This is a genomic window from Streptomyces sp. NPDC001663, assembly GCF_042893105.1.
Classification (GTDB): domain Bacteria; phylum Actinomycetota; class Actinomycetes; order Streptomycetales; family Streptomycetaceae; genus Streptomyces.
The window spans coordinates 126,206-146,188 of sequence record NZ_JBIAUR010000008.1 but is presented as its reverse complement, the minus strand read 5'-3'; the positions used below and the strand labels follow the sequence as shown (position 1 = coordinate 146,188).

The following is a 19,983-nucleotide window of genomic DNA, read 5'->3' as shown; positions in this document are numbered from 1 at the left end:
AGAGAAGTTGCGCAAAATCTATTGCGCAACTTTCCTTTCGTATCTACGGTGGGGTCATGACGAGCAAGGAGCGGGACCGCCGGATCACGGACGTGGGGACGCTGAAGGCGCTCGCGCACCCGCTGCGGATGAAGCTCTTCCGCAATCTGACGCTGATGCAGGTCGCCACCGCCTCACAGCTGGCCGAGCAGGTCGACGAGGCCGTCTCACTGGTCAGCTACCACCTGCGCAAGCTCGCCGAGCACGGGCTCATCGAGGAGGCCGAACCGCAGAGCGCGGACGGCCGGGAGCGGTGGTGGCAGCCCGCCTCGGACGGCGTCAGCATCCACCAGGAGGACTTCAGTGACGCCCCCGAGGAGGCAGCGGCGCACGCTGCGGCCAGCAGGCTCCTCGCCGAGCAGCGCATGGACATGTACCGACGCTGGCTGGACGAGCGCGCTCACTGGAGCCCCGAGTGGAACCGGACGGCCGAGTCCACCGAGTCCGCGCTGCGCCTCACGGCGGACGAACTGGCCGAGCTGAACAAGGAAATGCTCGCGCTCCTGCACAAGTACGACCAGCAGGGCCGGGCCGCCGACGCCGCCGGTGACACCGAGGGGCGCGAGAACGTCGCCGTGCACACGTATGCCTTCCCGTTCCGTACCTGAGAGGACCACCGTGGCTTCGACGCTCACCATCGCTGCCGGACAGCGCGGCGCCCACCGCGACGGCAACGTCCTGCGCTGGCTCGCCGCCTACACGTCCTCCATGGTCGGCGACAGCGTGTACTACCTCGCCCTGTCCTGGGCAGCCGTACAGGCCGGTACACCCTCGCAGGCGGGGCTCGTGATGACGGCGAGTGCCGTGCCCCGGGCCCTGCTGATGCTGGGCGGGGGAGTGGTCGCCGACCGGCTGGGCCCGAGGCGGGTCGTCATCGGCAGTGACGCCGTGCGCTGTGTCGCCGTCCTCGCGGTGGCCGCGCTGCTGTTCCTCACGAAGCCCGGCCTGTGGCCGCTGGCCCTGCTCGCGCTGGTCTTCGGCACCGTCGACGCCGTGTTCGTGCCGGCCGTCGGTGCGCTCCCCGCGCGCGTGACGAGCCGTGACCAGCTCGCGCGCGTGCAGGGCATGCGGGGGCTCGCGATCCGGTTCGCGAGCGTCGTCGGCGCTCCGCTCGGCGGGCTCGGCGTGGCGCTGGGCGGCGCGGCGGCCGCGTTCGGACTCGCGGGCCTGCTGATCGCGGTGTCGGTGCCGCTGCTGGTCTCCGTACGGATACGGGAGTTGCCGCCGGACGACACCGCGGGTCCGCGCGGCGGGACCGCCTGGGCCGACCTGGTGTCCGGACTCGGCTACGTCCGCCGCCACCGGGTGCTGGCACCGCTGATGCTGGCCATCGCCCTCGGCGACCTCGGCTTCGTCGGACCGCTCAACGTGGGCCTGACCCTGCTCTCCGACGAGCGCGGCTGGGGCGCCGCCGGGATGGGCTGGGTGCTCGCCGGGTTCGGCGTCGGCGCGGGCGCCGCCTCGCTGCTGCTGACCGTACGGGGGCGGCTGCCGCACGCCGGGCGCGTCGCCGGCTGGTCGATCCTGGCGGGTTCCGTCGCCGTCGGCGGCCTCGCGTTCGCACCGACCGTCGCCGTCGCCGTCGGCACGGCCCTGCTGATCGGGCTGCTCACGGGGCTGAGCGGCGCCATGTGCGGGGCCCTGCTGCAGACCCAGGCCGACCCCGCCTACCTGGGCCGTGTCACCGCCGTAGCCAGCCTGGTCAGCCTCGGCCTCACCCCGCTCAGCATGCCGCTGTCCGCCGCCGCGATCGGCGCCTGGGGCACGGGCCCCGTCTTCGTCGTCAGCGCCGTCCTGTGCGGGCTGGGCGGCGTGGTCGCGCTGTGCGTCCGCGACCTGCGCCGCGCCGAACTGCCCCGCTGACCTCAGATGCCCAGCTGCTTGGCCTCGTGCAGCTTCGCGACCGCGTCCTTGTCGCCGTCCAGCTCCACCTTGGCTTCGCTCTGCCGGCCGTAGGAGAACAGCAGCAGCTCCGACGGTTCGCCGGTCACCGTCACCACGGGCGCCCCGCGGTGGGCGACCGCCGTCTGCCCGTCCGGGCGGCGCAGCACCAGGCCGGTCGGGGCGCTGCGGCCCATCAGGCGGGCGGAGCGCTCGAGGCGGGACCACAGGGCGTCCTGGAAGACCCCGTCGAGCTCGCGCGGCGTCCAGTCCGGCTGCGCACGCCGGACGTCCTCGGTGTGGACGTAGAACTCGACCGTGTTCGACAGCTCGTCTACCTGCTTGAGCTGGAACGGCGAGAAGCGCGGCGGGCCCGTACGGATCAGCTGGATCAGTTCCTCGTACGGTTTCGCGGTGAACTCGGCCATCACCCGTTCCAGGCGCGGCGCGAGCTGCTTGATCAGGAGGCCGCCGGCGGCGTCCGGGCGGCGCTCGCGCACCACCACGTGCGCGGCGAGGTCACGGGTCCGCCAGCCCTCGCAGAGAGTCGGGGCGTCCGGGCCCTCGGCCTCCAACAGGTCGGCCAGGAGAAGTCGTTCACGCTTGGCGAAAGTCGACATGCAGTCAGCCTACGACCCGCTCGAAGGTCCGCCCAGTGGACAGCACCCCGTCACTGTCAGTTGCGCGCGGCACAATGGCACCCATGACCAGCACGCCGTCGCCCAGCAGCCTCGACCCGGAGATCGCCGCGCGCCTCAAGCGCAGCGCCGACGGGCTCGTCCCCGCCATCGCCCAGCAGTACGACACCGGTGAGGTGCTCATGCTCGGCTGGATGGATGACGAGGCGCTGCACCGCACCCTCACCACCGGCCGCTGCACCTACTGGTCGCGCAGCCGCCAGGAGTACTGGGTCAAGGGCGACACCTCCGGCCACTTCCAGTGGGTCAAGTCGGTCGCCCTCGACTGCGACGCCGACACCGTGCTGGTCAGGGTCGACCAGGTCGGCGCCGCCTGCCACACCGGCGCGCGCACCTGCTTCGACGCCGACGTGCTCCTCAAGGACGGCGCCGATTCCGGTGCCGTCGCCTCGGATCAGTAAGGTCAGCCGCCATGGATCTCGAGACGTTCCGCAAGCTGGCCACCGACCGCCGTGTCATCCCCGTCACGCGCAAGCTCCTGGCCGACGGCGACACCCCGGTCGCCCTCTACCGCAAGCTCGCCGCCGAGCGCCCCGGCACCTTCCTGCTGGAGTCCGCGGAGAACGGCCGCTCCTGGTCTCGCTACTCGTTCGTCGGCGTACGGTCGGCCGCCACGCTCACCGCGCGCGAGGGTCAGGCCCACTGGCTCGGCACCCCGCCCGTCGGCGTCCCCGTCGACGGCGACCCGCTCGCCGCCCTGCGCGCCACCATCGAGGCCCTGCACACGCCCCACCAGGAGGGCCTGCCGCCCTTCACCGGCGGCATGGTCGGCTACCTGGGCTACGACATCGTGCGCCGCCTGGAGAAGATCGGCCCCGGGGAGCGCGACGACCTCAAGCTCCCCGAGCTGACCATGCTCCTCACCAGCGATCTGGCCGTCATGGACCACTGGGAGGGTTCGGTCCTGCTGATCGCCAACGCGATCAACCACAACGACCTCGACACAGGCGTGGACGAGTCGTACGCGGACGCGGTCGCCCGTCTCGACGCCATGGAGGCCGACCTCTCCCGCGCGATCGTCCAGCCGCCCGCGGTCCTCCCGCCCTCCGAGCTCCCCGAGTACACCGCACTCTGGGGCGGCCCCGACTTCCAGGAGGCCGTCGAAGACATCAAGGAGCGCATCCGGGCCGGGGAGGCATTCCAGGTCGTACCGTCCCAGCGCTTCGAAACACCTTGTACGGCAAGCTCGTTGGACGTCTACCGGGTCCTCAGGGCGACCAACCCGTCGCCGTACATGTACCTGTTCCGCTTCGACGGGTTCGACGTCGTGGGCTCGTCCCCCGAGGCCCTGGTCAAGGTCGAGGACGGGCAGGCCATGGTCCACCCCATTGCCGGTACGCGACACCGCGGCGCGACTCCGCAGGAGGACCAGGCCCTCGCCGACGAGCTGCTCGCCGACCCCAAGGAGCGCGCCGAGCACCTGATGCTGGTCGACCTGGGGCGCAACGACCTGGGGCGGGTCTGTGAGCCCGGCTCGGTCGAGGTCGTCGACTTCATGTCCATCGAGCGCTACTCGCACGTGATGCACATCGTCTCGACCGTCACCGGCAAGATCGCCGAGGGCCGCACCGCCTTCGACGTCCTGACCGCCTGCTTCCCCGCGGGCACCCTCTCCGGCGCCCCCAAGCCCCGCGCGATGCAGATCATCGACGAACTCGAGCCGTCCCGGCGGGGGTTGTACGGCGGCTGCGTCGGCTACCTGGACTTCGCGGGCGACTCCGACACCGCCATCGCCATCCGCACCGCCCTGCTCCGCGACGGCACGGCGTACGTCCAGGCGGGCGCCGGCATCGTCGCCGACTCCGATCCCGTCGCCGAGGACCAGGAGTGCCGCAACAAGGCGGCGGCCGTGCTCCGCGCGGTCCACACGGCCAACCGGCTCGGCAAGTAGGGCACCTTCGGGCACAGTGGGGCGCTTCTCACGTGCCCCCGGGTGACGGTTCGCCCGGGGTTCGGGCGATAGTGGGGTACGTGACTGCTGTTCCTCACCCCCGTTCCCAAGCCGAGGGGTCCGCGCGCGCCGGCCGCCGGAGCCTCGCCATCGCCCTGCTGTGCGGTGCCCTCGGCGCGGCCGTGGCACTGCTGGCCACCCGTCAGCGCTGGTCGGAGGGCACTGCCACGGTGGCCGGCGGCGCCTTCCCGCTGACCGCCAAGGGCAGCGACGTCACGGGCGTCCCTGCGGCGCTCGCCATAGTGGGCCTCGCCGCGCTCGTCGCCGTCTTCGCCGTCCGCAAGGCGGGCCGCCTGCTGGTCTCGGCCCTGCTCGCGCTCTGCGGCGCCGGCACCGTCGCCGCCGCCCTCCTCGGCGCCTCCGACAGCTCCGCGCTCGACGAGCAGGCCGCCAAGGCCGCCGGCGACACCTCGGCCACCGTGCACGCGCTCAGCCACACCGCCTGGCCGTACGTCGCCGCGGCCGGCGGCGCGCTGATCCTGCTGGCCGGACTGCTCGCCCTGCGCTACGGCCGCCACTGGCCCGCGATGTCCGGCCGCTACGAACGCGGCGGCGCCCCCAAGCCCCGCCGCAGGCCCGCCGCCTTCGACCCCGACCGCCCCGAGGACCTCTGGAAGGCGCTCGACCGCGGCGAGGATCCCACCGGCGCCTAGCGCCACGCGCGAGGGGCGACCCCCGAGCAGCGCACGCGCGCGCGTACGGAACAATGTGGGTTGAGCATCCGGCTCAGACACGTACACAGCAACGAGGAGCAAGTCATGGCGGGCAGCAGCCACGGTCACACCCCGGCCGCCTGGACCGGTGTCACGATCGCCTTCATCGGTTTCTGCGTCTCGGGTGCCTTCATGGTGATGGCCGAGCCCGCAGGCTTCTGGGCCGGCATGGCGATCGTGGTCATCGGCGGTGTCGTCGGCTGGATCATGAGTGCGATGGGCCTCGGCCAGCCCAAGGACACGCACGAGAAGTTCCAGGAGGCGCTGGCCGAGAGCCAGGCCGTGACCGCGAAGAGCTGACTCGCGTACGACCGCTGCGCACAAGGCTGCTGAGGGGCGATCCGATACCGGATCGCCCCTCACGCGTGCGTGCGGCCCGTTCGGGGGGAGAATGCGAGACGTGAACGCCGAGAGCCAGTCCGTGACGCCACCCGCCACCGGATCCACGGTGGCGCGGCTCGCCGTCCCCGCCGGGGTGCTGGCGGCCGTCGCCGGGGCCTTCGCCTACGTGGCGGCGGTGGACCCGAACCAGCCCGGCCACTACCCCGTCTGCCCCCTCTACCGGCTCACCGGGATCTACTGCCCCGGCTGCGGCGGCCTGCGCAGTGCGCACTCCTTCATCCACGGGGACCTCCTGGCGGCCCTCCAGGACAACGCGCTCGCCGTCGTCGGCTATCTGGGCTTCGCCGTGCTGTGGACCGTATGGGTGGTGCGCGCCGCGCGCGGACGGCGGCTGCGGATCGAACTCGGGCCGGTGCACCTGTGGACCCTTGGGACGTTGTTGCTGGTCTTCACCGTTGTCCGGAACCTGCCGTTCGGTGGCTGGCTACATCCTTGATCAATGGGCGAATGTCCAGGTAGTGGGACCGGCGTCAACCGGATGCGAGGCCTACGCCCTCCTCCGGATACCATCGCAGTGACCATCGGTTTTTCCCTTGGGTCAACCGCTTGAACAGTCAACCGTCTGAAAGGGGGCCTCTCGCGTGAGTGTGCTCGACGAGATCATCGACGGAGTCCGTGCCGACCTCGCGGAGCGGCAGGCGCGCGTCAGCCTCGACGAGCTCAAGGAGCGCGCGGCGAAGGCTCCCGCGGCCAAGGACGGGCTGGCCGCCCTCAAGGGCGACGGCGTCAAGGTCATCTGCGAGGTCAAGCGCTCCAGCCCCTCCAAGGGCGCGCTGGCCGCGATCGCCGACCCGGCCGGACTCGCCGCGGACTACGAGGCGGGCGGCGCGGCCGTCATCTCCGTCCTGACCGAGCAGCGCCGCTTCGGCGGCTCGCTGGCCGACCTGGAGGCGGTTCGTGCGCGCGTGGACATCCCCGTCCTGCGCAAGGACTTCATCGTCACCTCGTACCAACTGTGGGAGGCGCGCGCGTACGGCGCCGACCTCGCGCTGCTGATCGTGGCCGCCCTCGACCAGCCGGCCCTGGAGTCCCTCATCGAGCGCGCGGTGTCCATCGGACTCACCCCGATCGTCGAGGTGCACGACGAGGACGAGGTCGAGCGCGCGGTCGACGCGGGCGCCAAGGTCATCGGCATCAACGCGCGCAACCTGAAGACCCTGGAGGTCGACCGCGGGACGTTCGAGCGCGTCGCGCCCGAGATCCCCGAGGGCATCGTCAAGATCGCCGAGTCCGGCGTCCGCGGCCCGCACGACCTCATCGCCTACGCCAACGCCGGCGCCGACGCGGTCCTGGTGGGCGAGTCCCTGGTCACCGGCAAGGACCCGAAGTCCGCGGTCTCCGACCTGGTGGCAGCGGGCGAGCACCCGGCACTGCGGCACGGCCGCAGCTGATCTTTCGATAGGCTTGCCCCGATGACTCTCCCGATCACCCTGACGACCTCGGACCGATATGCCTGCCTGGCGCGCGGCTGCCGGCCCCGCGGTTGCCGCGCGCCCGCGCGCAGGGTGCACGGCCGACGGGTCCGGTACGTCATCGGTGACGAACCCGGGCAGGTGAACGGCCGTCGATGGCAGCGCGCCCTTAGGGGCGCGGGGAACTGCGCGACAAGCCACTGACGGCCTGAGGCCGACTGACAACCCCCGCCCCCACGGCGATTAGTGTCATTTCAAACACTCACCGTGAGGTTTCCGCATGCCCAGCGAGTTCTTCATCCCCGACCCGGAGGGTCAAGTCCCCAGCGCCGAAGGCTACTTCGGCGCATTCGGCGGCAAGTTCATCCCGGAGGCCCTCGTCGCCGCCGTGGACGAGGTGGCCGTCGAGTACGACAAGGCCAAGCACGACCCCGAGTTCGCCCGCGAGCTCGACGACCTGCTGGTCCACTACACCGGCCGCCCCAGCTCCCTCACCGAGGTGCCGAGGTTCGCCGAACACGCCGGCGGCGCAAGGATCTTCCTCAAGCGGGAAGACCTCAACCACACCGGCTCCCACAAGATCAACAACGTCCTCGGCCAGGCCCTGCTCACCAAGCGCATGGGCAAGACCCGGGTCATCGCCGAGACCGGCGCCGGCCAGCACGGTGTCGCGACGGCCACCGCCTGCGCGCTGTTCGGCCTCGAGTGCACCATCTACATGGGCGAGATCGACACCCAGCGCCAGGCCCTGAACGTGGCCCGCATGCGCATGCTCGGTGCCGAGGTCGTCGCGGTGAAGTCCGGCAGCCGTACGCTCAAGGACGCCATCAACGAGGCGTTCCGCGACTGGGTCGCCAACGTCGACCACACCCACTACCTCTTCGGTACGGTCGCCGGCCCGCACCCCTTCCCGGCCATGGTCCGCGACTTCCACCGTGTCATCGGCGTCGAGGCCCGCCGCCAGCTCCTGGAGCGCGCCGGGCGCCTGCCCGACGCCGCCGTCGCCTGCGTCGGCGGCGGCTCCAACGCCATCGGTCTCTTCCACGCGTTCATCCCGGACACCGATGTACGCCTCATCGGCTGCGAACCGGCCGGGCACGGCGTCGAGACCGGCGAGCACGCGGCCACGCTGACCGCGGGCGAGCCCGGCATCCTGCACGGCTCCCGTTCCTACGTCCTGCAGGACGACGAGGGCCAGATCACCGAGCCGTACTCGATCTCGGCCGGTCTGGACTACCCGGGCATCGGGCCCGAGCACTCCTACCTCAAGGACACCGGCCGCGGTGAGTACCGCGCGGTCACCGACGATGCGGCGATGCAGGCCCTGCGTCTGCTGTCGCGCACCGAGGGGATCATCCCGGCCATCGAGAGCGCCCACGCGCTGGCCGGTGCCCTCGAGGTCGGCAAGGAGCTGGGCAAGGACGGCCTGATCGTCGTAAACCTGTCCGGCCGCGGCGACAAGGACATGGACACGGCCGCCCGCTACTTCGGCCTGTACGACACCGACGCCGAGGTCGCTGCCAACGCCGCCGACACCGCCGAGATCGAGGGGGACGCCAAGTGAGCGGGAACATCCAGCTGTTGACGGAAACCCTCGCCGGCGCGAAGGCCGAGGGGCGTTCGGCGCTCATCGCCTACCTCCCCGCCGGGTTCCCGACCGTGGACGGCGGCATCGAGGCGATCAAGGCCGTCCTCGACGGCGGTGCGGACGTCGTCGAGGTGGGTCTGCCGCACAGTGACCCCGTCCTCGACGGCCCCGTCATCCAGACCGCCGACGACATCGCCCTGCGCGGCGGCGTCAAGATCGCGCACGTCATGCGCACGGTCAAGGAGGCCTACGAGGCCACCGGCAAGCCGATCCTCGTCATGACGTACTGGAACCCCATCGACCGCTACGGCGTCGAGCGCTTCACCGCCGAGCTCGCCGAGGCCGGCGGGGCGGGCTGCATCCTGCCCGACCTGCCGGTGCAGGAGTCGGCGCTCTGGAGGGAGCACGCGGAGAAGCACGGGCTCGCCACGGTCTTCGTGGTCGCACCCAGCAGCAAGGACGAGCGGCTCGCCCAGATCACCGCGGCGGGCTCCGGTTTCGTGTACGCCGCCTCGCTGATGGGCGTCACGGGTACGCGCGAATCGGTCGGCGCACAGGCGCAGGACCTGGTGGAGCGGACCCGCGCCACCGGCACCGACCTGCCCGTCTGCGTCGGGCTCGGCGTCTCCAACACCGAGCAGGCCGCCGAGGTGGCCGGCTTCGCCGACGGCGTGATCGTCGGCTCGGCCTTCGTCAAGCGAATGCTGGACGCGCCGGACGACGCGGCCGGTGTCGAGGCCGTCCGCTCGCTCGCCGGTGAGCTCGCCAAGGGTGTGCGCGGGCAGGCGTAGATCCACTCGCTTTACTGCTCGTAACGGAAAATTCGGTCACTCGAACGAGTGGTCCTGGGACCGGGGAGGCGCAATGCGCCTTCCCGGTTCGTTCTGGGGGTGTGAGCGAGAAGAATCGTGACGGAAAGCGCACCGCCCGCGAGCGGCTGGCGGTCGAGCGTGAGAAGCAGAAGTCCGCGGAGAAGCGACGGCGGACGCTGATCGTCGGCGCGAGCGTCGTCTGCGTCCTGGGCCTCGCGGCGGTGATCGGCGTGGTCGCCGCGAACGCGGGCAAGGACAAGGACTCCAAGGCCTCGGGCCCGGCCGTGGCGCCCTCCGGCGCGCAGGGCAAGGACGGCCTGGCGATCCCGGTGGGCAAGGACAACGCCAAACCGACCCTCACGATCTGGGAGGACTTCCGCTGTCCGGCCTGCCAGGCCTTCGAGACGGCGTACCGCTCGACGCTGCACGAGCTGACGGACTCCGGTCAGCTCAGAATCGAGTACCACCTGGTCAGGCTCATCGACGACAACCTCCGCGGCACCGGCTCCCTGCGCGCGGGCAATGCCGCGGCCTGCGCCCAGGACGCCGGAAAGTTCCGCGACTACCACGACGTGCTCTACGAGAACCAGCCCAAGGAGACCGACGACGCCTTCGGCAACAACAGCAAGCTGATCGAGCTGGCGGGCAAGGTGAAGGGCCTCGACACGGCGACCTTCCGCACCTGCGTCAACGACGGCAAGCACGATGCCTGGGTCGACAAGTCGAACGCCGCCTTCAAGTCCGGCGGCTTCAGCGGCACGCCGACCGTGCTGCTGGGCGGCAAGAACATCTACCAGGACCAGACGCTGACGCCCGCGAAGCTGAAGCAGATGGTGCTGGCGGCGAACAAGGGGTAAGGCGGTTTCACACCCGCCTGTTATGGACCCGTAGCCGGGCTGCTTGCCGTGGGCGCGGTCCGGCACGGTAGCGTCGACCTTGCCATGGAAGAACTTGCCTACATTCCGAGCCCGTCGCGCGGGGTGCTGTATCTCGGCCCCATTCCGCTGCGCGGCTACGCGTTCTGCATCATCATCGGCGTCTTCGTCGCGGTCTGGCTCGGCAACAAGCGCTGGATCGCCCGCGGCGGGCGGGCCGGCACGGTGGCCGACATCGCTGTCTGGGCGGTGCCGTTCGGCCTCGTCGGCGGTCGCCTCTACCACGTGATCACGGACTACGAGCTGTACTTCAGCGAGGGCCGTGACTGGGTGGACGCCTTCAAGGTGTGGGAGGGCGGCCTCGGCATCTGGGGCGCGATCGCGCTCGGAGGGCTGGGTGCCTGGATCGGCTGCCGGCGCCGGGGCATCCCGATGCCCGCATACGCCGACGCCGTCGCACCCGGCATCGCCTTCGCGCAGGCGATCGGCCGCTGGGGCAACTGGTTCAACCAGGAGCTCTACGGCAAGGAGACCAACGTTCCCTGGGCGCTGCACATCACGTCCTCGGCGGACGGCCGGGTGCCCGGGTACTACCACCCGACGTTCCTGTACGAGTCCCTGTGGTGCATCGGCGTCGCGTTCCTGGTCATCTGGGCCGACCGGCGCTTCAAGCTCGGGCACGGACGGGCGTTCGCGCTGTATGTCGCCGCGTACTGCGTGGGCCGGGCGTGGATCGAGTACATGCGCGTCGACGACGCCCACCACATCCTGGGCCTGCGGCTGAACGACTGGACCGCGCTGGTCGTGTTCCTGCTCGCGGTGACGTACATCGTGGTGTCGGCGAAGAAGCGGCCGGGGCGGGAGACCGTGGTCGAGCCGGGCGCCGCGGAGGAAGCGGCCGAGGCCGACGGCGAGGCCGCCGTGTCCTTCAAGAAGGACGAGGCGGATTCCTCGGAGCCGAAGGCGGACGCGGAGGGCTCCCCAGAGGAAGCCGAAAGCGCCGAGGAAGAGGCGAAGGACGACGCAGAGTCGGCGAAGAAGAGCTGACGGTTGGTCGTACGGAGATGAGGGCGCCCGCAGAGTGCGGGCGCCCTCATCTTTGGTTTCGGCCGGCGAGTGACAGGGTGCGTTGTGCCGCCGCCACCACTGCCGCGTCGATGAACTTTCCGTCCGGGAGTGCCTGGGCGCCCTGGTTTCGTGCCGCCGCCTTCACGATTTCCTCTGCCTCCTCGACCTCCCGCTTCGTGGGCAGGTAGGCCCGTTCGATGACGGGGAGTTGGCGGGGATGGATGGCGGCGCCGCCGAGGAAGCCGAGGGCGCGGCCGTGGGCACAGGAGGCTGCCAGGGACTCCAGGTCGCGGATGTCCGGGTGGACCGACTGGGGCGGCGGGGGCAGGCCCGCCGCCCGCGCGGCGACGACGATGCGGGAGCGGGACCAGTCGAGGCCCGCGTCCTCGCGTACGCCCAGGTCGGCCCGTAGGTCCGCCTCTCCGAGGGAGATACCGTGCAGGGCGGGGTGGGCCGCGGCGATGGCATGGGCGTGCTCGACGGCCAGGGCGCTTTCCAGGAGGGCGTACAGGGCGGGGGCGCCGCCGGTCGCGGGGGCGGTGCGTTCCGCGATGCGGATGATCTGTTCGGGAGACGTCACCTTCGGCAGTCGTAGGCCCGAGGTTCCGGGGAGTGCGGCCACCGCCTCCAGGTCCCGCGGTGCCAGGGGGCCGTCCAGGGCGTTCACGCGGACGTGGACCGGGAGCGGCTGCGGGGTGGTGAGGAGTTCGGCGGTGGCGGCGCGGGCGTAGTCCTTGCGGTCCGGGGCGACCGCGTCCTCCAGGTCGATGACGATGACGTCGGCGCCGGAGACCAGGGCCTTGGCGACCATGTGCGGGCGGTCGCCGGGGGCGTAGAGCCAGGTGAGTGGGGGCGCGAGCGGGGGCGCGTTCATACGGCGCCCTCCTCGCGCAGGGCCGTCAGCTCGGCCGGGGTCAGGCCGAGTTCCGTCAGGACCGTCTCCGTGTCCGCGCCGTGCGGGCGGCCCGCCCAGTGGATCGCGCCGGGGGTGGCGGAGAGGCGGAAGAGGACGTTCTGCATGCGGAGGGGGCCGAGGTCGGGGTCGTCGAGGGTGGTGATCGTGTTCAGGGCCGCGTACTGCGGGTCGGTCATCACCTCCCGTACGTCCTGGACGGGTGCCACCGCGGCCTCCGCCTTCTCGAAGGCCGCGAGGACCTCGTCGCGGGGGCGCTCGGCGATCCAGGTGCCGACCGCCTCGTCCAGGACGTCGGCGTGGCGGGCGCGGTCGGCGCCGGTCGCGAACCACGGCTCGTCGATCAGCTCGGGGCGGCCCACCAGGCGCAGCACGCGTTCCGCGATCGACTGGGCGGAGGTCGAGACGGCGACCCAGGTGCCGTCGGCGGTGCGGTAGGTGCCGCGCGGGGCGTTGTTCTGGGAGCGGTTGCCGGTGCGTGGCTGGACGTGGCCGAGCTGGTCGTACCAGATGGGCTGGGGGCCGAGGACGGTGAGGATCGGTTCGATGATCGCCATGTCGACGACCTGGCCCTCGCCGGTGCGGTCTCGGGCGGACAGCGCGGTCATGACGGCGTAGGCCGTGGCCAGGCCCGCGATGGAGTCGGCGAGGCCGAAGGGCGGGAGCGTCGGGGGTGTGTCCGGCTCGCCGGTGATCGCGGCGAAGCCGCTCATCGCCTCGGCGAGGGTGCCGAAGCCGGGGCGGTGCGCGTAGGGGCCGAACTGGCCGAAGGCGGTGACCCGGGTGAGGATCAGGCGCGGGTTGGCGGCGGAGAGCTCCGCCCAGCCCAGGTCCCACTTCTCCAGGGTGCCGGGGCGGAAGTTCTCGATGACGACGTCGGCGGTGGCGGCCAGGCGCAGGAGGGTGGAGCGGCCGCCCGGCTTCGACAGGTCGAGGGTGACGGTGTGCTTGTTGCGGCCGAGGAGCTTCCACCAGAGACCGACGCCGTCCTTGGAGGGCCCGTGGCCGCGGGACGGGTCGGGCTTCGTCGGGTGTTCGACCTTGATGACCTCCGCGCCGAAGTCGCCGAGCATCGTCGCGGCGAGCGGGCCGGCGAAGAGGGTGGCGAGGTCGAGGACGCGCAGGCCGGTGAGGGGGGCGGCGTTCATGACGTCTACGGCGCCTCGGTGTCCGGGCGGTACGTCGGCGTGGGTCATGGGCGGGATGCCTCCCGGTGGGTGAGCTGGGCGAGGGTGTCGAAGCCGATGCCGTTGAAGTCGCCGATGGAGGTGGCGAGTCGGTTCTTGAGGGGCGCCGTCCAGCGGTCGGGGAGGGCGGCGGGGGTGCCGGCGAGGACGGCGGCGATGCTGCCCGCGGTGGCGCCGTTGGAGTCGGTATCCAGGCCGCCGGAGACGGCACGGCAGATGGAGCCGGTGAAGTCGCCGTTCGCGTGGGTGAGGGCGGCGGCGACGAGGGCGGTGTTGGGGACGGCGTGCACCCAGTGGTGTCTGGCGGCGTGGGTGGCGTGGAGTTCGTCGACGACGGTGTCGAAGTCGGCGGTGGAACGGGCGAGTTGGACGGCGTGGGCGACGGCCCCGGCGAGGCGGGAGTGCGGGGGGACGACCGTGAGGCCGGTGCGCAGGCAGGCGTGGATGTCGTGGGTGCCGGTGGTGGCCTGTGCGATGACGGCTGCCGTGAACATCGCCGCGTAGACGCCGTTGGCGGTGTGGGTGAGGGTGGCGTCTCTATGGGCCTGTTCCGCTGCTGCGGCCGGGTTGCCGGGGTTGGTCCAGCCGTGGATGTCGGCGCGGATGAGGGCGCCGATCCATTCGCGGAAGGGGTTGCGGTGGCGGGCCGTTCGGGGCGGTTCCAGGCCGAGGAGCAGGTTGCGGTAGGCGATGCGTTCGGCGGTGAACGTGCGGCCGGCGGGGAGTTCGTCGAGCCAGAGGGTTGCTACGTCCGTGGTGGTGAAAGCTCTGCCGTGGCGTTGGAGCAGGAGGAGGTTGAGGAGGGGGTAGTTGAGGTCGTCGTCCTCGGGCATGCCGTCGATGTTCTCGGCGAGGGAGGTTGTCGCCGAGCGGCGGTTCCAGGGGTACTTCGCGGTGAGGTCTTCAGGGACACCACGGGCGGTGAAGTACGTGTTCAGGGGCCAGTTGCCGGTGGATTCGGCGAGTTGGCGGATGGCTTCGAGGGGGAGCTTCTCGACCGGTTTGCCGAGGAGGCAGCCGGCGGCTCGGCCCAGCCAGGCGGCTTCGAGGTGCTGCTGGGTGGGGGGTGCCGTGGGGGTGGGGGCGCTCGGCCAGTCCGGGCACAGGGACTTGATCCTTGTGAGGTCCGTAGGTTCGGCTTCCTGCAACCTGCTTGGCAGGTCCGCCAGTTCGTCCAGCAAGTCCTTTGCCAGCAGGCGTAGGTAGCGTGATGCCGGTTCCGGTGATGCGCCTGCTCGCGCCGGGGCTTCGGTGCCCCCCGCCGCTCGCCACCGTGCCGCGATCGTCGAGGGTTCCCGGCCGTCCAGGGCCGCCTGTTGCAGCTCATGGCCGATCAGGTCCTCCGGCTGGACCCACGTCAGTCGGAGCATCTCAGGCCTCCGATCTCCGTGAACGCCGACTCGTGGGCCCTGCGGCGGCGTACGTCTCGTTCGAAGATCTCCCGGGTCACCTCCGTGAGGGTGGTTGCCGGTTCCCAGAGGTCCAGGCGGCTGGATTCCGCGACCGTCTTCGACCACGTCTCCGGGACCGGGGAGCCCAGGGCGCCTGCCAGGGCGCCCGCCATCGTCGCGATGGAGTCGCAGTCGCGGCCGTAGTTGACCGAACCCAGGACCGCGTGGCGGTAGTCGCCGCCGGAGACCGTCAACATGCCCAGGGCGATGGGCAGTTCCTCGATCGCGTGGAGGCGGGAGGGGCGGCGGGCGGCCAGGGAGGGGTGTCGGTAGTCCGGGCCGACCGTGTCGTAGGGGGCCACCGCCTCGCGGAGTGGGACCAGCGCCGACTCGAAGTCCGTGTGGTGGGAGGCCACTTCGCAGACCTGCTCGATCGCCGTGCGGGTGCCGTCCTTGGCCAGGGAGAGCGCGGTGGTGACGATCGAGTCGGGGGTGGCGCCCGGTGCGCAGGCCGCAGCCATCGCCGCCGCGAAGACTGCCGCCGCCTCTCTGCCGTACGACGACTGGTGGGCGCCCGCGATGTCCAGGGCCTCGGCGTATGCGCCCGCCGGGTTGGCCGCGTTGACCAGGCCGACGGGGGCCATGTACATCGCGGCACCGCAGTTGACGATGTTTCCGACGCCGGCCTCACGAGGGTCGAGGTGGCCGTAGTGGAGGCGCGCCACGAGCCATTTCTCCGCCAGGAAGATGCGGTGGAGGGGCAGGGCCTCCGCCTCCAGCTCCGGGATCCAGCGCGGGGTCGTCATGAGGTCCGGGACCAGGTGGTCCGCGATGGCGTAAGCGTCGAGGTGGTCGCGGACCCGGTCGTAGACCCGTACCAGCGCGTGCGTCAGCAACGTGTCGTCGGTGACGTGGCCGTCGCCCTTGTGGTACGGCGCGACGGGGCGGGCGGTGCGCCAGGCGTCGCCGTTCCAGGGGCCGACGATGCCGTGGACGCGGCCGCCGTGACGTTCGAGGATCTGGTCGGGGGAGTAGCCCTCGACAGGGCCGCCGAGGGCGTCGCCGACCGCCGCGCCCACGAGCGCCCCGGTGATCCGGTCCTCGAGACTGGTTTCTGTTTGTTTGGGCGTCATGGCCCGAATCATCCTCTCGGTCGGGCCGGTTGCGCGGCTTCCAGGAGTTCGGCGAGTTCCACCAGATCGGTGCCGGTGAGGCGGGGGAGTACGCAGCCGGAGAGGGTGCGGCAGGCCTCCCGCCAGGAGGGCGGGATCGAGTCGCCGCCGCCCAGCGCGCCGGTGAGGGCGCCGGCCAGGGCGGGGGCCGAGTCGGCGACCCGGGACAGACAGGCCGCGGCCGGGACCGCCTCCGAGATACGGCCGTGGGCCGCGGTGGCCAGGGCGAGGGCGACCGGGACCGTTTCGGCGGCGGCGATGCCGTAGCTGTAGACGTGGTCGACGATGTGGTGTTCGAGGAGCGGGATCAGGGCGAAGGCGTTGTCGGCGGAGTGGGCCAGCTCGAGTGCGTGGCGGGCGTTGCGGCCGATCTCCGTGCCCTCGGGGAGCTCGGCGAGGGCCGCCGTCACGCACGCCCCGACGTCCGCGCCGACCAGGGCGAGCGCCAGCGCCGCCGCCATCGCCCGTGCTCCGTGCACTCCGTCGCCGTCCTGGGTGTAGCGGGCGTCGAACTCGGCCAGGTCGGCGGCGGGTCGGGGGTCGCCGGGGTGGGCCACCGCGAGGACGCAGGCCCTTACGCAGGCCGCGTCGTCGAAGTAGTGGGGGTTGTCGTGGCCGGTGGCGGGCGGGCGCAGACCGGCGGCGAGGTTGCCGAGGCCTGCGCGGACGGAGATGCGGGCGCGGAGGGGGAGGACGGCGGACTCGACCTCCGGTGCGCGGTCCGCTGCGGCGGCGATTTCGCTGGCTACCGCGTTCCAGGTCAGGTCGATCGCGGCTCTCGTACGGCGTTCGCGGGAGAGGTCGCCCAGGGCGGTGTCGTCTCCGGCGCGGAGGAGGGCTTCTGCGGCGAAGGCCGCCCACTCGGCGTCGTCGGAGGGGCCGAGGAGGAGGGGTTCCGGGGGTTGGTTCAGGGCGATGGGGACGGGGAGGGTGGTCGTGGCGTTCTGCTCGGCGAAGGTGTCGAGTTCACGGGTGAGGCGGCGGGTCCAGTCCGGCAGGCGGATGGCTCTGTGGCGGGCGGCGGGCCAACCTGCGGCGTCGCCTGCGGCGAGCCCCAGGAGGAGGCCGACGGTTCTTTTGGCCTCGGCGGCTCCCTGCGGGCGCTGGGCGCCGTCGCCCGCCTCGGCTTCGCCGTCGGCGGGTTCACTCCCACCCGCACCGCCCGTGCAACTTTCGTCGTCGGGTGCGGGTGGCCCCGGTGGGGCACCCCCGCCGTCGGCGACCGCGGGTTCGTGCGGCTTCGCCGTGATCGTTGGCCCGGTGGGGCCCGGAGTGGTGGCGTCGGGAGTGGTGGCGCCCGGTGCGGTGGCACCCGGAGTGGCGGCGTCGGGAGTGGCGGCGCCCGGTCCGGCGGTGCCTGCGGTGGTGGTGCCCGGTGCGGCGGTGCCCGCGGTGGTGGCGCCCGGTGCGGTGGCACCCGGAGTGGCGGTGCCGAGAGTGGCGGTGCCGAGAGTGGTGGCGCCCGGTGCGGTGGCGTCGGGAGTGGCGGCGCCCGGGCCGGTGGCGCCCGCCGTGGTGGCGCCCGGTCCGGTGGCGCCCGGCGTAGTGGTGTCCGCCCCCTCGTCCCACGGCCCCGGCGGTCTCATCGGGCCGCCTCCGCCCCGTCGGGCGCCGCCAAGGCGAAGGCGGTCGTGTTCACCAGTAGATCTGCCACCTCCAGTACGTGATGCCCCGCCATCGCCGGCAGACAGCTCCCCCGGGCAGGTTCGATCGCTGCCGCCCACTCCGGCGGGATCGCGGAGACGCCTTGTGTCGCGCCCGCCAGTGCGCCCGCCACCGCGGCCGTCGTGTCCGCGTCGCGGCCCATGTTCACCGCCGTGAGGACGGCCTGTCGGAAGTCGCCGTCGGCTGCCGCGTATGCGCCGAAGGCCAGGGCGACCGCCTCCGGGGCCAGGTCGGTCCACGGGTAGCCGCCGATGACGACCGCCGAGCGGACCGCGCGTTCGCCGCGGTGGGCGACGGCCACGGCGCGGCGCAGGGAGCGGGCCGTCCAGGAGTCGTCCGGGACCACGGCCAGCGCGGAGGCCACCACCGCGATCGTCGGTGCGCCCGCCATCGCCGCCGCCACACCCGCCGCGACCGCCTGGCCGCCGTAGATGCCCTCGCCGTCGTGGCTCACCGAGCCGTCGATCGCCGCGAGGCGGGCCGCCTCGGCGGGGCGGCCCGCGGCGAAGACCCCGAAGGGGGCCGCGCGCATGGCGAGGCCGTCGCTCCAGGCGTGGCGGTGCTGCGCCGAGATGGGTGCCGCGAGGCCGCGGCGGAGGTTCTCGAGCGTGCCGCGCTCGCTGAAGCCCGCGCCCCGGAAGGGGCCCTCGTCGCGGTCGGCGATCCACTCGTGCCAGGCCGCCTCCACGTGTGCCGGGGTGAGGGCCGAGCCGTGCCGGGCCAGCAGGAGTCCGGAGAAGATCGCGTACTCCGTGTCGTCCGTGCCCGACGGCTTCTCGGTCACATATCCGGTGATACGGCCCCAACGGGCGCGGATCTCCGACGGCTTCAGGTTCTCCGCGGGTGCCCCGAGGGCGTCCCCGACGGCCAGGCCGAGCAGTGCGCCGCGGGCCCGTTCGCGGAGTTCGGCGGCGTTCCCGGGGGACGGGACCGAGGGAATGCAGGCGATCGATGCCATACGCGGCCTCTCCTCCGGGCTGCTCGCAGGGCCGCCACGCGGGGCGCGGAACCCTTTGCGCATGTGTCCCACCGAGAGGTCGTCGGGAGAGCCGGACAAGGCTGAGCGTCACCCGGTCGACATGTGTGCAGTCGACGTATCGAATGAGCGTCTGGATGTAAAAGCGCAGGTTAGCCCAGCCTTTCCTTGCTGGCAGGAGTGGAATTCGGGTTGTAGATTCAGCGTTGTCGAAGAGTAGAACTTGTCCAAACTTAGCTTTGGCTTAGCTTCCCTGGAGGCTCCCGCACATGGCGATCATCGAGACCGAGGCCGCGCTGCACGAGGCGCACCGCGACAACCACACGCACCGGGATGTGAACGGCGGCTGGCTGCGCCCCGCCGTCTTCGGGGCGATGGACGGGCTGGTCTCCAACCTCGCGCTGATGACCGGTGTCGCCGGCGGTGCCGTGGGACAGCAGGCCATCGTGCTGACCGGGCTTGCGGGGCTCGCCGCCGGTGCCTTCTCGATGGCGGCCGGTGAGTACACGTCCGTCGCCTCGCAGCGCGAGCTCGTCGAGGCCGAGCTGGATGTGGAACGCGCCGAGCTGCGAAAGCACCCGAAGGACGAGGAGGCCGAGCTCGCGGCGCTCTACGAGTCCCGAGGCGTCGAGCCCGGGCTGGCCCGCGAGGTCGCCCGGCAGCTTTCGCAGGATCCCGAGCAGGCCCTGGAGATACACGCCCGCGAGGAGCTCGGCATCGACCCCGGTGATCTGCCGTCGCCGCTGGTCGCGGCCGTGTCGTCGTTCGGGTCCTTCGCGCTGGGCGCCCTGCTGCCCGTACTGCCGTATCTGCTCGGTGCGACCGTGCTGTGGCCGGCCCTGCTGCTCGCGCTCTTCGGGCTGTTCGCGTGCGGTGCTGTGGTGGCCAAGGTGACGGCGCGGAGCTGGTGGTTCAGCGGTCTGCGGCAGCTCGCTCTGGGTGGTGCGGCGGCCGGTGTGACGTACGCCCTGGGCAGTCTGTTCGGAACGGCCGTAGGATAGGGCGGCTACAAGTTATGCGTTGGGCCGCATAAGTAGCCGTTACTCGCTGGTTTCGAATGCTTAACCACCGGGCATGAGCCGTAAGCGCTGTGGGCAATGAGGCCTGCCGCGCGACCGCGGGGTGGCGACGACGCTCCCCTCGCTCACGGGCCGACGGACACCGATCTGTCCGCATCGGTCCCCATAGCTTCCACCGCCGAGCGCGGTACCCCACCGCGACCCCGCGGTGTCCGCATGCT

21 protein-coding genes are annotated in these 19,983 nt (G+C 71.8%); 14 read left to right on the top strand and 7 right to left on the bottom strand.

All coding sequences use genetic code 11. From position 1 onward, the window contains the following. Positions 1-56 precede the first annotated feature (56 nt). On the top strand, positions 57-647 hold the full coding sequence (locus ACFY1L_RS25835) for an ArsR/SmtB family transcription factor (protein ID WP_388828806.1): 591 nt from the start codon (positions 57-59) through the stop codon (positions 645-647). Then, positions 625-1,902: an MFS transporter gene (locus tag ACFY1L_RS25830; protein WP_388828804.1), complete on the top strand. Its 1,278-nt coding sequence runs from the start codon at positions 625-627 to the stop codon at positions 1,900-1,902. Before ACFY1L_RS25835 ends, ACFY1L_RS25830 begins: the two co-directional genes overlap by 23 nt. 2 nt (positions 1,903-1,904) lie before the next feature. On the opposite strand, the gene ACFY1L_RS25825 is transcribed toward ACFY1L_RS25830, so the two are convergent. Further along, the gene (locus tag ACFY1L_RS25825; RefSeq protein ID WP_388828801.1) at positions 1,905-2,540 is read right to left on the bottom strand and encodes a TIGR03085 family metal-binding protein; all 636 of its coding nucleotides are present in this window, start codon (positions 2,538-2,540) and stop codon (positions 1,905-1,907) included. An 83-nt stretch (positions 2,541-2,623) separates the two neighbouring features. On the opposite strand from ACFY1L_RS25825, the gene hisI reads away from it, so the two are divergent. The 11 genes from hisI (at position 2,624) to lgt (ending at position 11,418) form a co-directional block, all read left to right on the top strand. Further along, positions 2,624-3,019: a phosphoribosyl-AMP cyclohydrolase gene (hisI, locus tag ACFY1L_RS25820; RefSeq protein WP_388828798.1), complete on the top strand. Its 396-nt coding sequence runs from the start codon at positions 2,624-2,626 to the stop codon at positions 3,017-3,019. A gap of 11 nt (positions 3,020-3,030) precedes the next feature. Further along, positions 3,031-4,509, top strand: a complete 1,479-nt coding sequence (locus tag ACFY1L_RS25815; protein WP_388828795.1) for an anthranilate synthase component I — start codon at positions 3,031-3,033, stop codon at positions 4,507-4,509. Between the two features lie 71 nt (positions 4,510-4,580). Beyond that, positions 4,581-5,222 (top strand): TIGR02234 family membrane protein, encoded by a 642-nt coding sequence (locus ACFY1L_RS25810; protein WP_388828792.1) that lies wholly within the window; start codon positions 4,581-4,583, stop codon positions 5,220-5,222. 105 nt (positions 5,223-5,327) lie between these two features. Continuing rightward, positions 5,328-5,582: an HGxxPAAW family protein gene (locus ACFY1L_RS25805; protein ID WP_388828789.1), complete on the top strand. Its 255-nt coding sequence runs from the start codon at positions 5,328-5,330 to the stop codon at positions 5,580-5,582. Between the two features lie 91 nt (positions 5,583-5,673). After that, positions 5,674-6,120, top strand: coding sequence for a DUF2752 domain-containing protein (locus tag ACFY1L_RS25800; protein ID WP_388828786.1), 447 nt, complete (start codon positions 5,674-5,676; stop codon positions 6,118-6,120). A gap of 145 nt (positions 6,121-6,265) precedes the next feature. Next, complete coding sequence (gene trpC / locus ACFY1L_RS25795; RefSeq protein WP_388828783.1) at positions 6,266-7,075, top strand: indole-3-glycerol phosphate synthase TrpC; 810 nt, start codon at positions 6,266-6,268, stop codon at positions 7,073-7,075. A 21-nt stretch (positions 7,076-7,096) separates the two neighbouring features. Continuing rightward, positions 7,097-7,300 (top strand): tryptophan biosynthesis modulator TrpM, encoded by a 204-nt coding sequence (trpM, locus tag ACFY1L_RS25790; protein ID WP_388828780.1) that lies wholly within the window; start codon positions 7,097-7,099, stop codon positions 7,298-7,300. A gap of 76 nt (positions 7,301-7,376) precedes the next feature. Next, positions 7,377-8,660 carry a tryptophan synthase subunit beta gene (trpB, locus tag ACFY1L_RS25785; protein ID WP_388828777.1) on the top strand — a complete coding sequence of 428 codons (1,284 nt, stop codon included), beginning with the start codon at positions 7,377-7,379 and terminating at the stop codon, positions 8,658-8,660. After that, on the top strand, positions 8,657-9,475 hold the full coding sequence (gene trpA / locus ACFY1L_RS25780) for a tryptophan synthase subunit alpha (protein WP_388828774.1): 819 nt from the start codon (positions 8,657-8,659) through the stop codon (positions 9,473-9,475). The genes trpB and trpA overlap by 4 nt, the downstream gene beginning before the upstream one ends. A 101-nt stretch (positions 9,476-9,576) precedes the next feature. Beyond that, a complete protein-coding gene (locus ACFY1L_RS25775; protein WP_388828769.1) occupies positions 9,577-10,353 on the top strand; it encodes a DsbA family protein in 777 nt (258 codons plus the stop codon). Between the two features lie 84 nt (positions 10,354-10,437). Then, positions 10,438-11,418 (top strand): prolipoprotein diacylglyceryl transferase, encoded by a 981-nt coding sequence (gene lgt, locus ACFY1L_RS25770; RefSeq protein WP_388828766.1) that lies wholly within the window; start codon positions 10,438-10,440, stop codon positions 11,416-11,418. Between the two features lie 46 nt (positions 11,419-11,464). On the opposite strand, the gene ACFY1L_RS25765 is transcribed toward lgt, so the two are convergent. From ACFY1L_RS25765 to ACFY1L_RS25740, 6 genes are read right to left on the bottom strand one after another with little or no spacing between them, the layout of a single operon-like run. After that, positions 11,465-12,313: an HpcH/HpaI aldolase/citrate lyase family protein gene (locus ACFY1L_RS25765; RefSeq protein ID WP_388828763.1), complete on the bottom strand. Its 849-nt coding sequence runs from the start codon at positions 12,311-12,313 to the stop codon at positions 11,465-11,467. After that, the gene (locus tag ACFY1L_RS25760; RefSeq protein ID WP_388828760.1) at positions 12,310-13,548 is read right to left on the bottom strand and encodes a CaiB/BaiF CoA transferase family protein; all 1,239 of its coding nucleotides are present in this window, start codon (positions 13,546-13,548) and stop codon (positions 12,310-12,312) included. The genes ACFY1L_RS25765 and ACFY1L_RS25760 overlap by 4 nt, the downstream gene beginning before the upstream one ends. Continuing rightward, entirely contained in the window at positions 13,545-14,909 is a 1,365-nt protein-coding gene (locus ACFY1L_RS25755) for an ADP-ribosylglycohydrolase family protein (protein ID WP_388828757.1), read from the bottom strand. The genes ACFY1L_RS25760 and ACFY1L_RS25755 overlap by 4 nt, the downstream gene beginning before the upstream one ends. Continuing rightward, complete coding sequence (locus ACFY1L_RS25750; protein ID WP_388828754.1) at positions 14,897-16,063, bottom strand: ADP-ribosylglycohydrolase family protein; 1,167 nt, start codon at positions 16,061-16,063, stop codon at positions 14,897-14,899. The genes ACFY1L_RS25755 and ACFY1L_RS25750 overlap by 13 nt, the downstream gene beginning before the upstream one ends. Positions 16,064-16,071: 8 nt before the next feature. After that, positions 16,072-17,688, bottom strand: a complete 1,617-nt coding sequence (locus ACFY1L_RS25745; protein WP_388828751.1) for an ADP-ribosylglycohydrolase family protein — start codon at positions 17,686-17,688, stop codon at positions 16,072-16,074. Continuing rightward, positions 17,685-18,725, bottom strand: coding sequence for an ADP-ribosylglycohydrolase family protein (locus ACFY1L_RS25740; protein WP_388828748.1), 1,041 nt, complete (start codon positions 18,723-18,725; stop codon positions 17,685-17,687). Before ACFY1L_RS25740 ends, ACFY1L_RS25745 begins: the two co-directional genes overlap by 4 nt. 287 nt (positions 18,726-19,012) lie before the next feature. On the opposite strand from ACFY1L_RS25740, the gene ACFY1L_RS25735 reads away from it, so the two are divergent. Then, positions 19,013-19,744: a VIT1/CCC1 transporter family protein gene (locus ACFY1L_RS25735; RefSeq protein WP_388828746.1), complete on the top strand. Its 732-nt coding sequence runs from the start codon at positions 19,013-19,015 to the stop codon at positions 19,742-19,744. The last annotated feature ends 239 nt before the right edge of the window (positions 19,745-19,983 follow it).

What these genes read in the sequence shown, in the direction of transcription:
- ACFY1L_RS25815 (WP_388828795.1), top strand. Translation starts at nt 3,031, where the DNA reads ATGGATCTCGAGACGTTCCGCAAGCTGGCCACCGACCGCCGTGTCATC.
- ACFY1L_RS25825 (WP_388828801.1), bottom strand. Translation starts at nt 2,540, where the DNA reads ATGTCGACTTTCGCCAAGCGTGAACGACTTCTCCTGGCCGACCTGTTG.
- ACFY1L_RS25755 (WP_388828757.1), bottom strand. Translation starts at nt 14,909, where the DNA reads ATGCTCCGACTGACGTGGGTCCAGCCGGAGGACCTGATCGGCCATGAG.
- hisI (WP_388828798.1), top strand. Translation starts at nt 2,624, where the DNA reads ATGACCAGCACGCCGTCGCCCAGCAGCCTCGACCCGGAGATCGCCGCG.
- lgt (WP_388828766.1), top strand. Translation starts at nt 10,438, where the DNA reads ATGGAAGAACTTGCCTACATTCCGAGCCCGTCGCGCGGGGTGCTGTAT.
- ACFY1L_RS25740 (WP_388828748.1), bottom strand. Translation starts at nt 18,725, where the DNA reads ATGGCATCGATCGCCTGCATTCCCTCGGTCCCGTCCCCCGGGAACGCC.
- ACFY1L_RS25830 (WP_388828804.1), top strand. Translation starts at nt 625, where the DNA reads ATGCCTTCCCGTTCCGTACCTGAGAGGACCACCGTGGCTTCGACGCTC.
- ACFY1L_RS25750 (WP_388828754.1), bottom strand. Translation starts at nt 16,063, where the DNA reads ATGACGCCCAAACAAACAGAAACCAGTCTCGAGGACCGGATCACCGGG.
- trpB (WP_388828777.1), top strand. Translation starts at nt 7,377, where the DNA reads ATGCCCAGCGAGTTCTTCATCCCCGACCCGGAGGGTCAAGTCCCCAGC.
- ACFY1L_RS25735 (WP_388828746.1), top strand. Translation starts at nt 19,013, where the DNA reads ATGGCGATCATCGAGACCGAGGCCGCGCTGCACGAGGCGCACCGCGAC.
- trpM (WP_388828780.1), top strand. Translation starts at nt 7,097, where the DNA reads ATGACTCTCCCGATCACCCTGACGACCTCGGACCGATATGCCTGCCTG.
- ACFY1L_RS25800 (WP_388828786.1), top strand. Translation starts at nt 5,674, where the DNA reads ATGCGAGACGTGAACGCCGAGAGCCAGTCCGTGACGCCACCCGCCACC.
- ACFY1L_RS25745 (WP_388828751.1), bottom strand. Translation starts at nt 17,688, where the DNA reads ATGAGACCGCCGGGGCCGTGGGACGAGGGGGCGGACACCACTACGCCG.
- ACFY1L_RS25765 (WP_388828763.1), bottom strand. Translation starts at nt 12,313, where the DNA reads ATGAACGCGCCCCCGCTCGCGCCCCCACTCACCTGGCTCTACGCCCCC.
- ACFY1L_RS25805 (WP_388828789.1), top strand. Translation starts at nt 5,328, where the DNA reads ATGGCGGGCAGCAGCCACGGTCACACCCCGGCCGCCTGGACCGGTGTC.
- ACFY1L_RS25760 (WP_388828760.1), bottom strand. Translation starts at nt 13,548, where the DNA reads ATGACCCACGCCGACGTACCGCCCGGACACCGAGGCGCCGTAGACGTC.
- ACFY1L_RS25835 (WP_388828806.1), top strand. Translation starts at nt 57, where the DNA reads ATGACGAGCAAGGAGCGGGACCGCCGGATCACGGACGTGGGGACGCTG.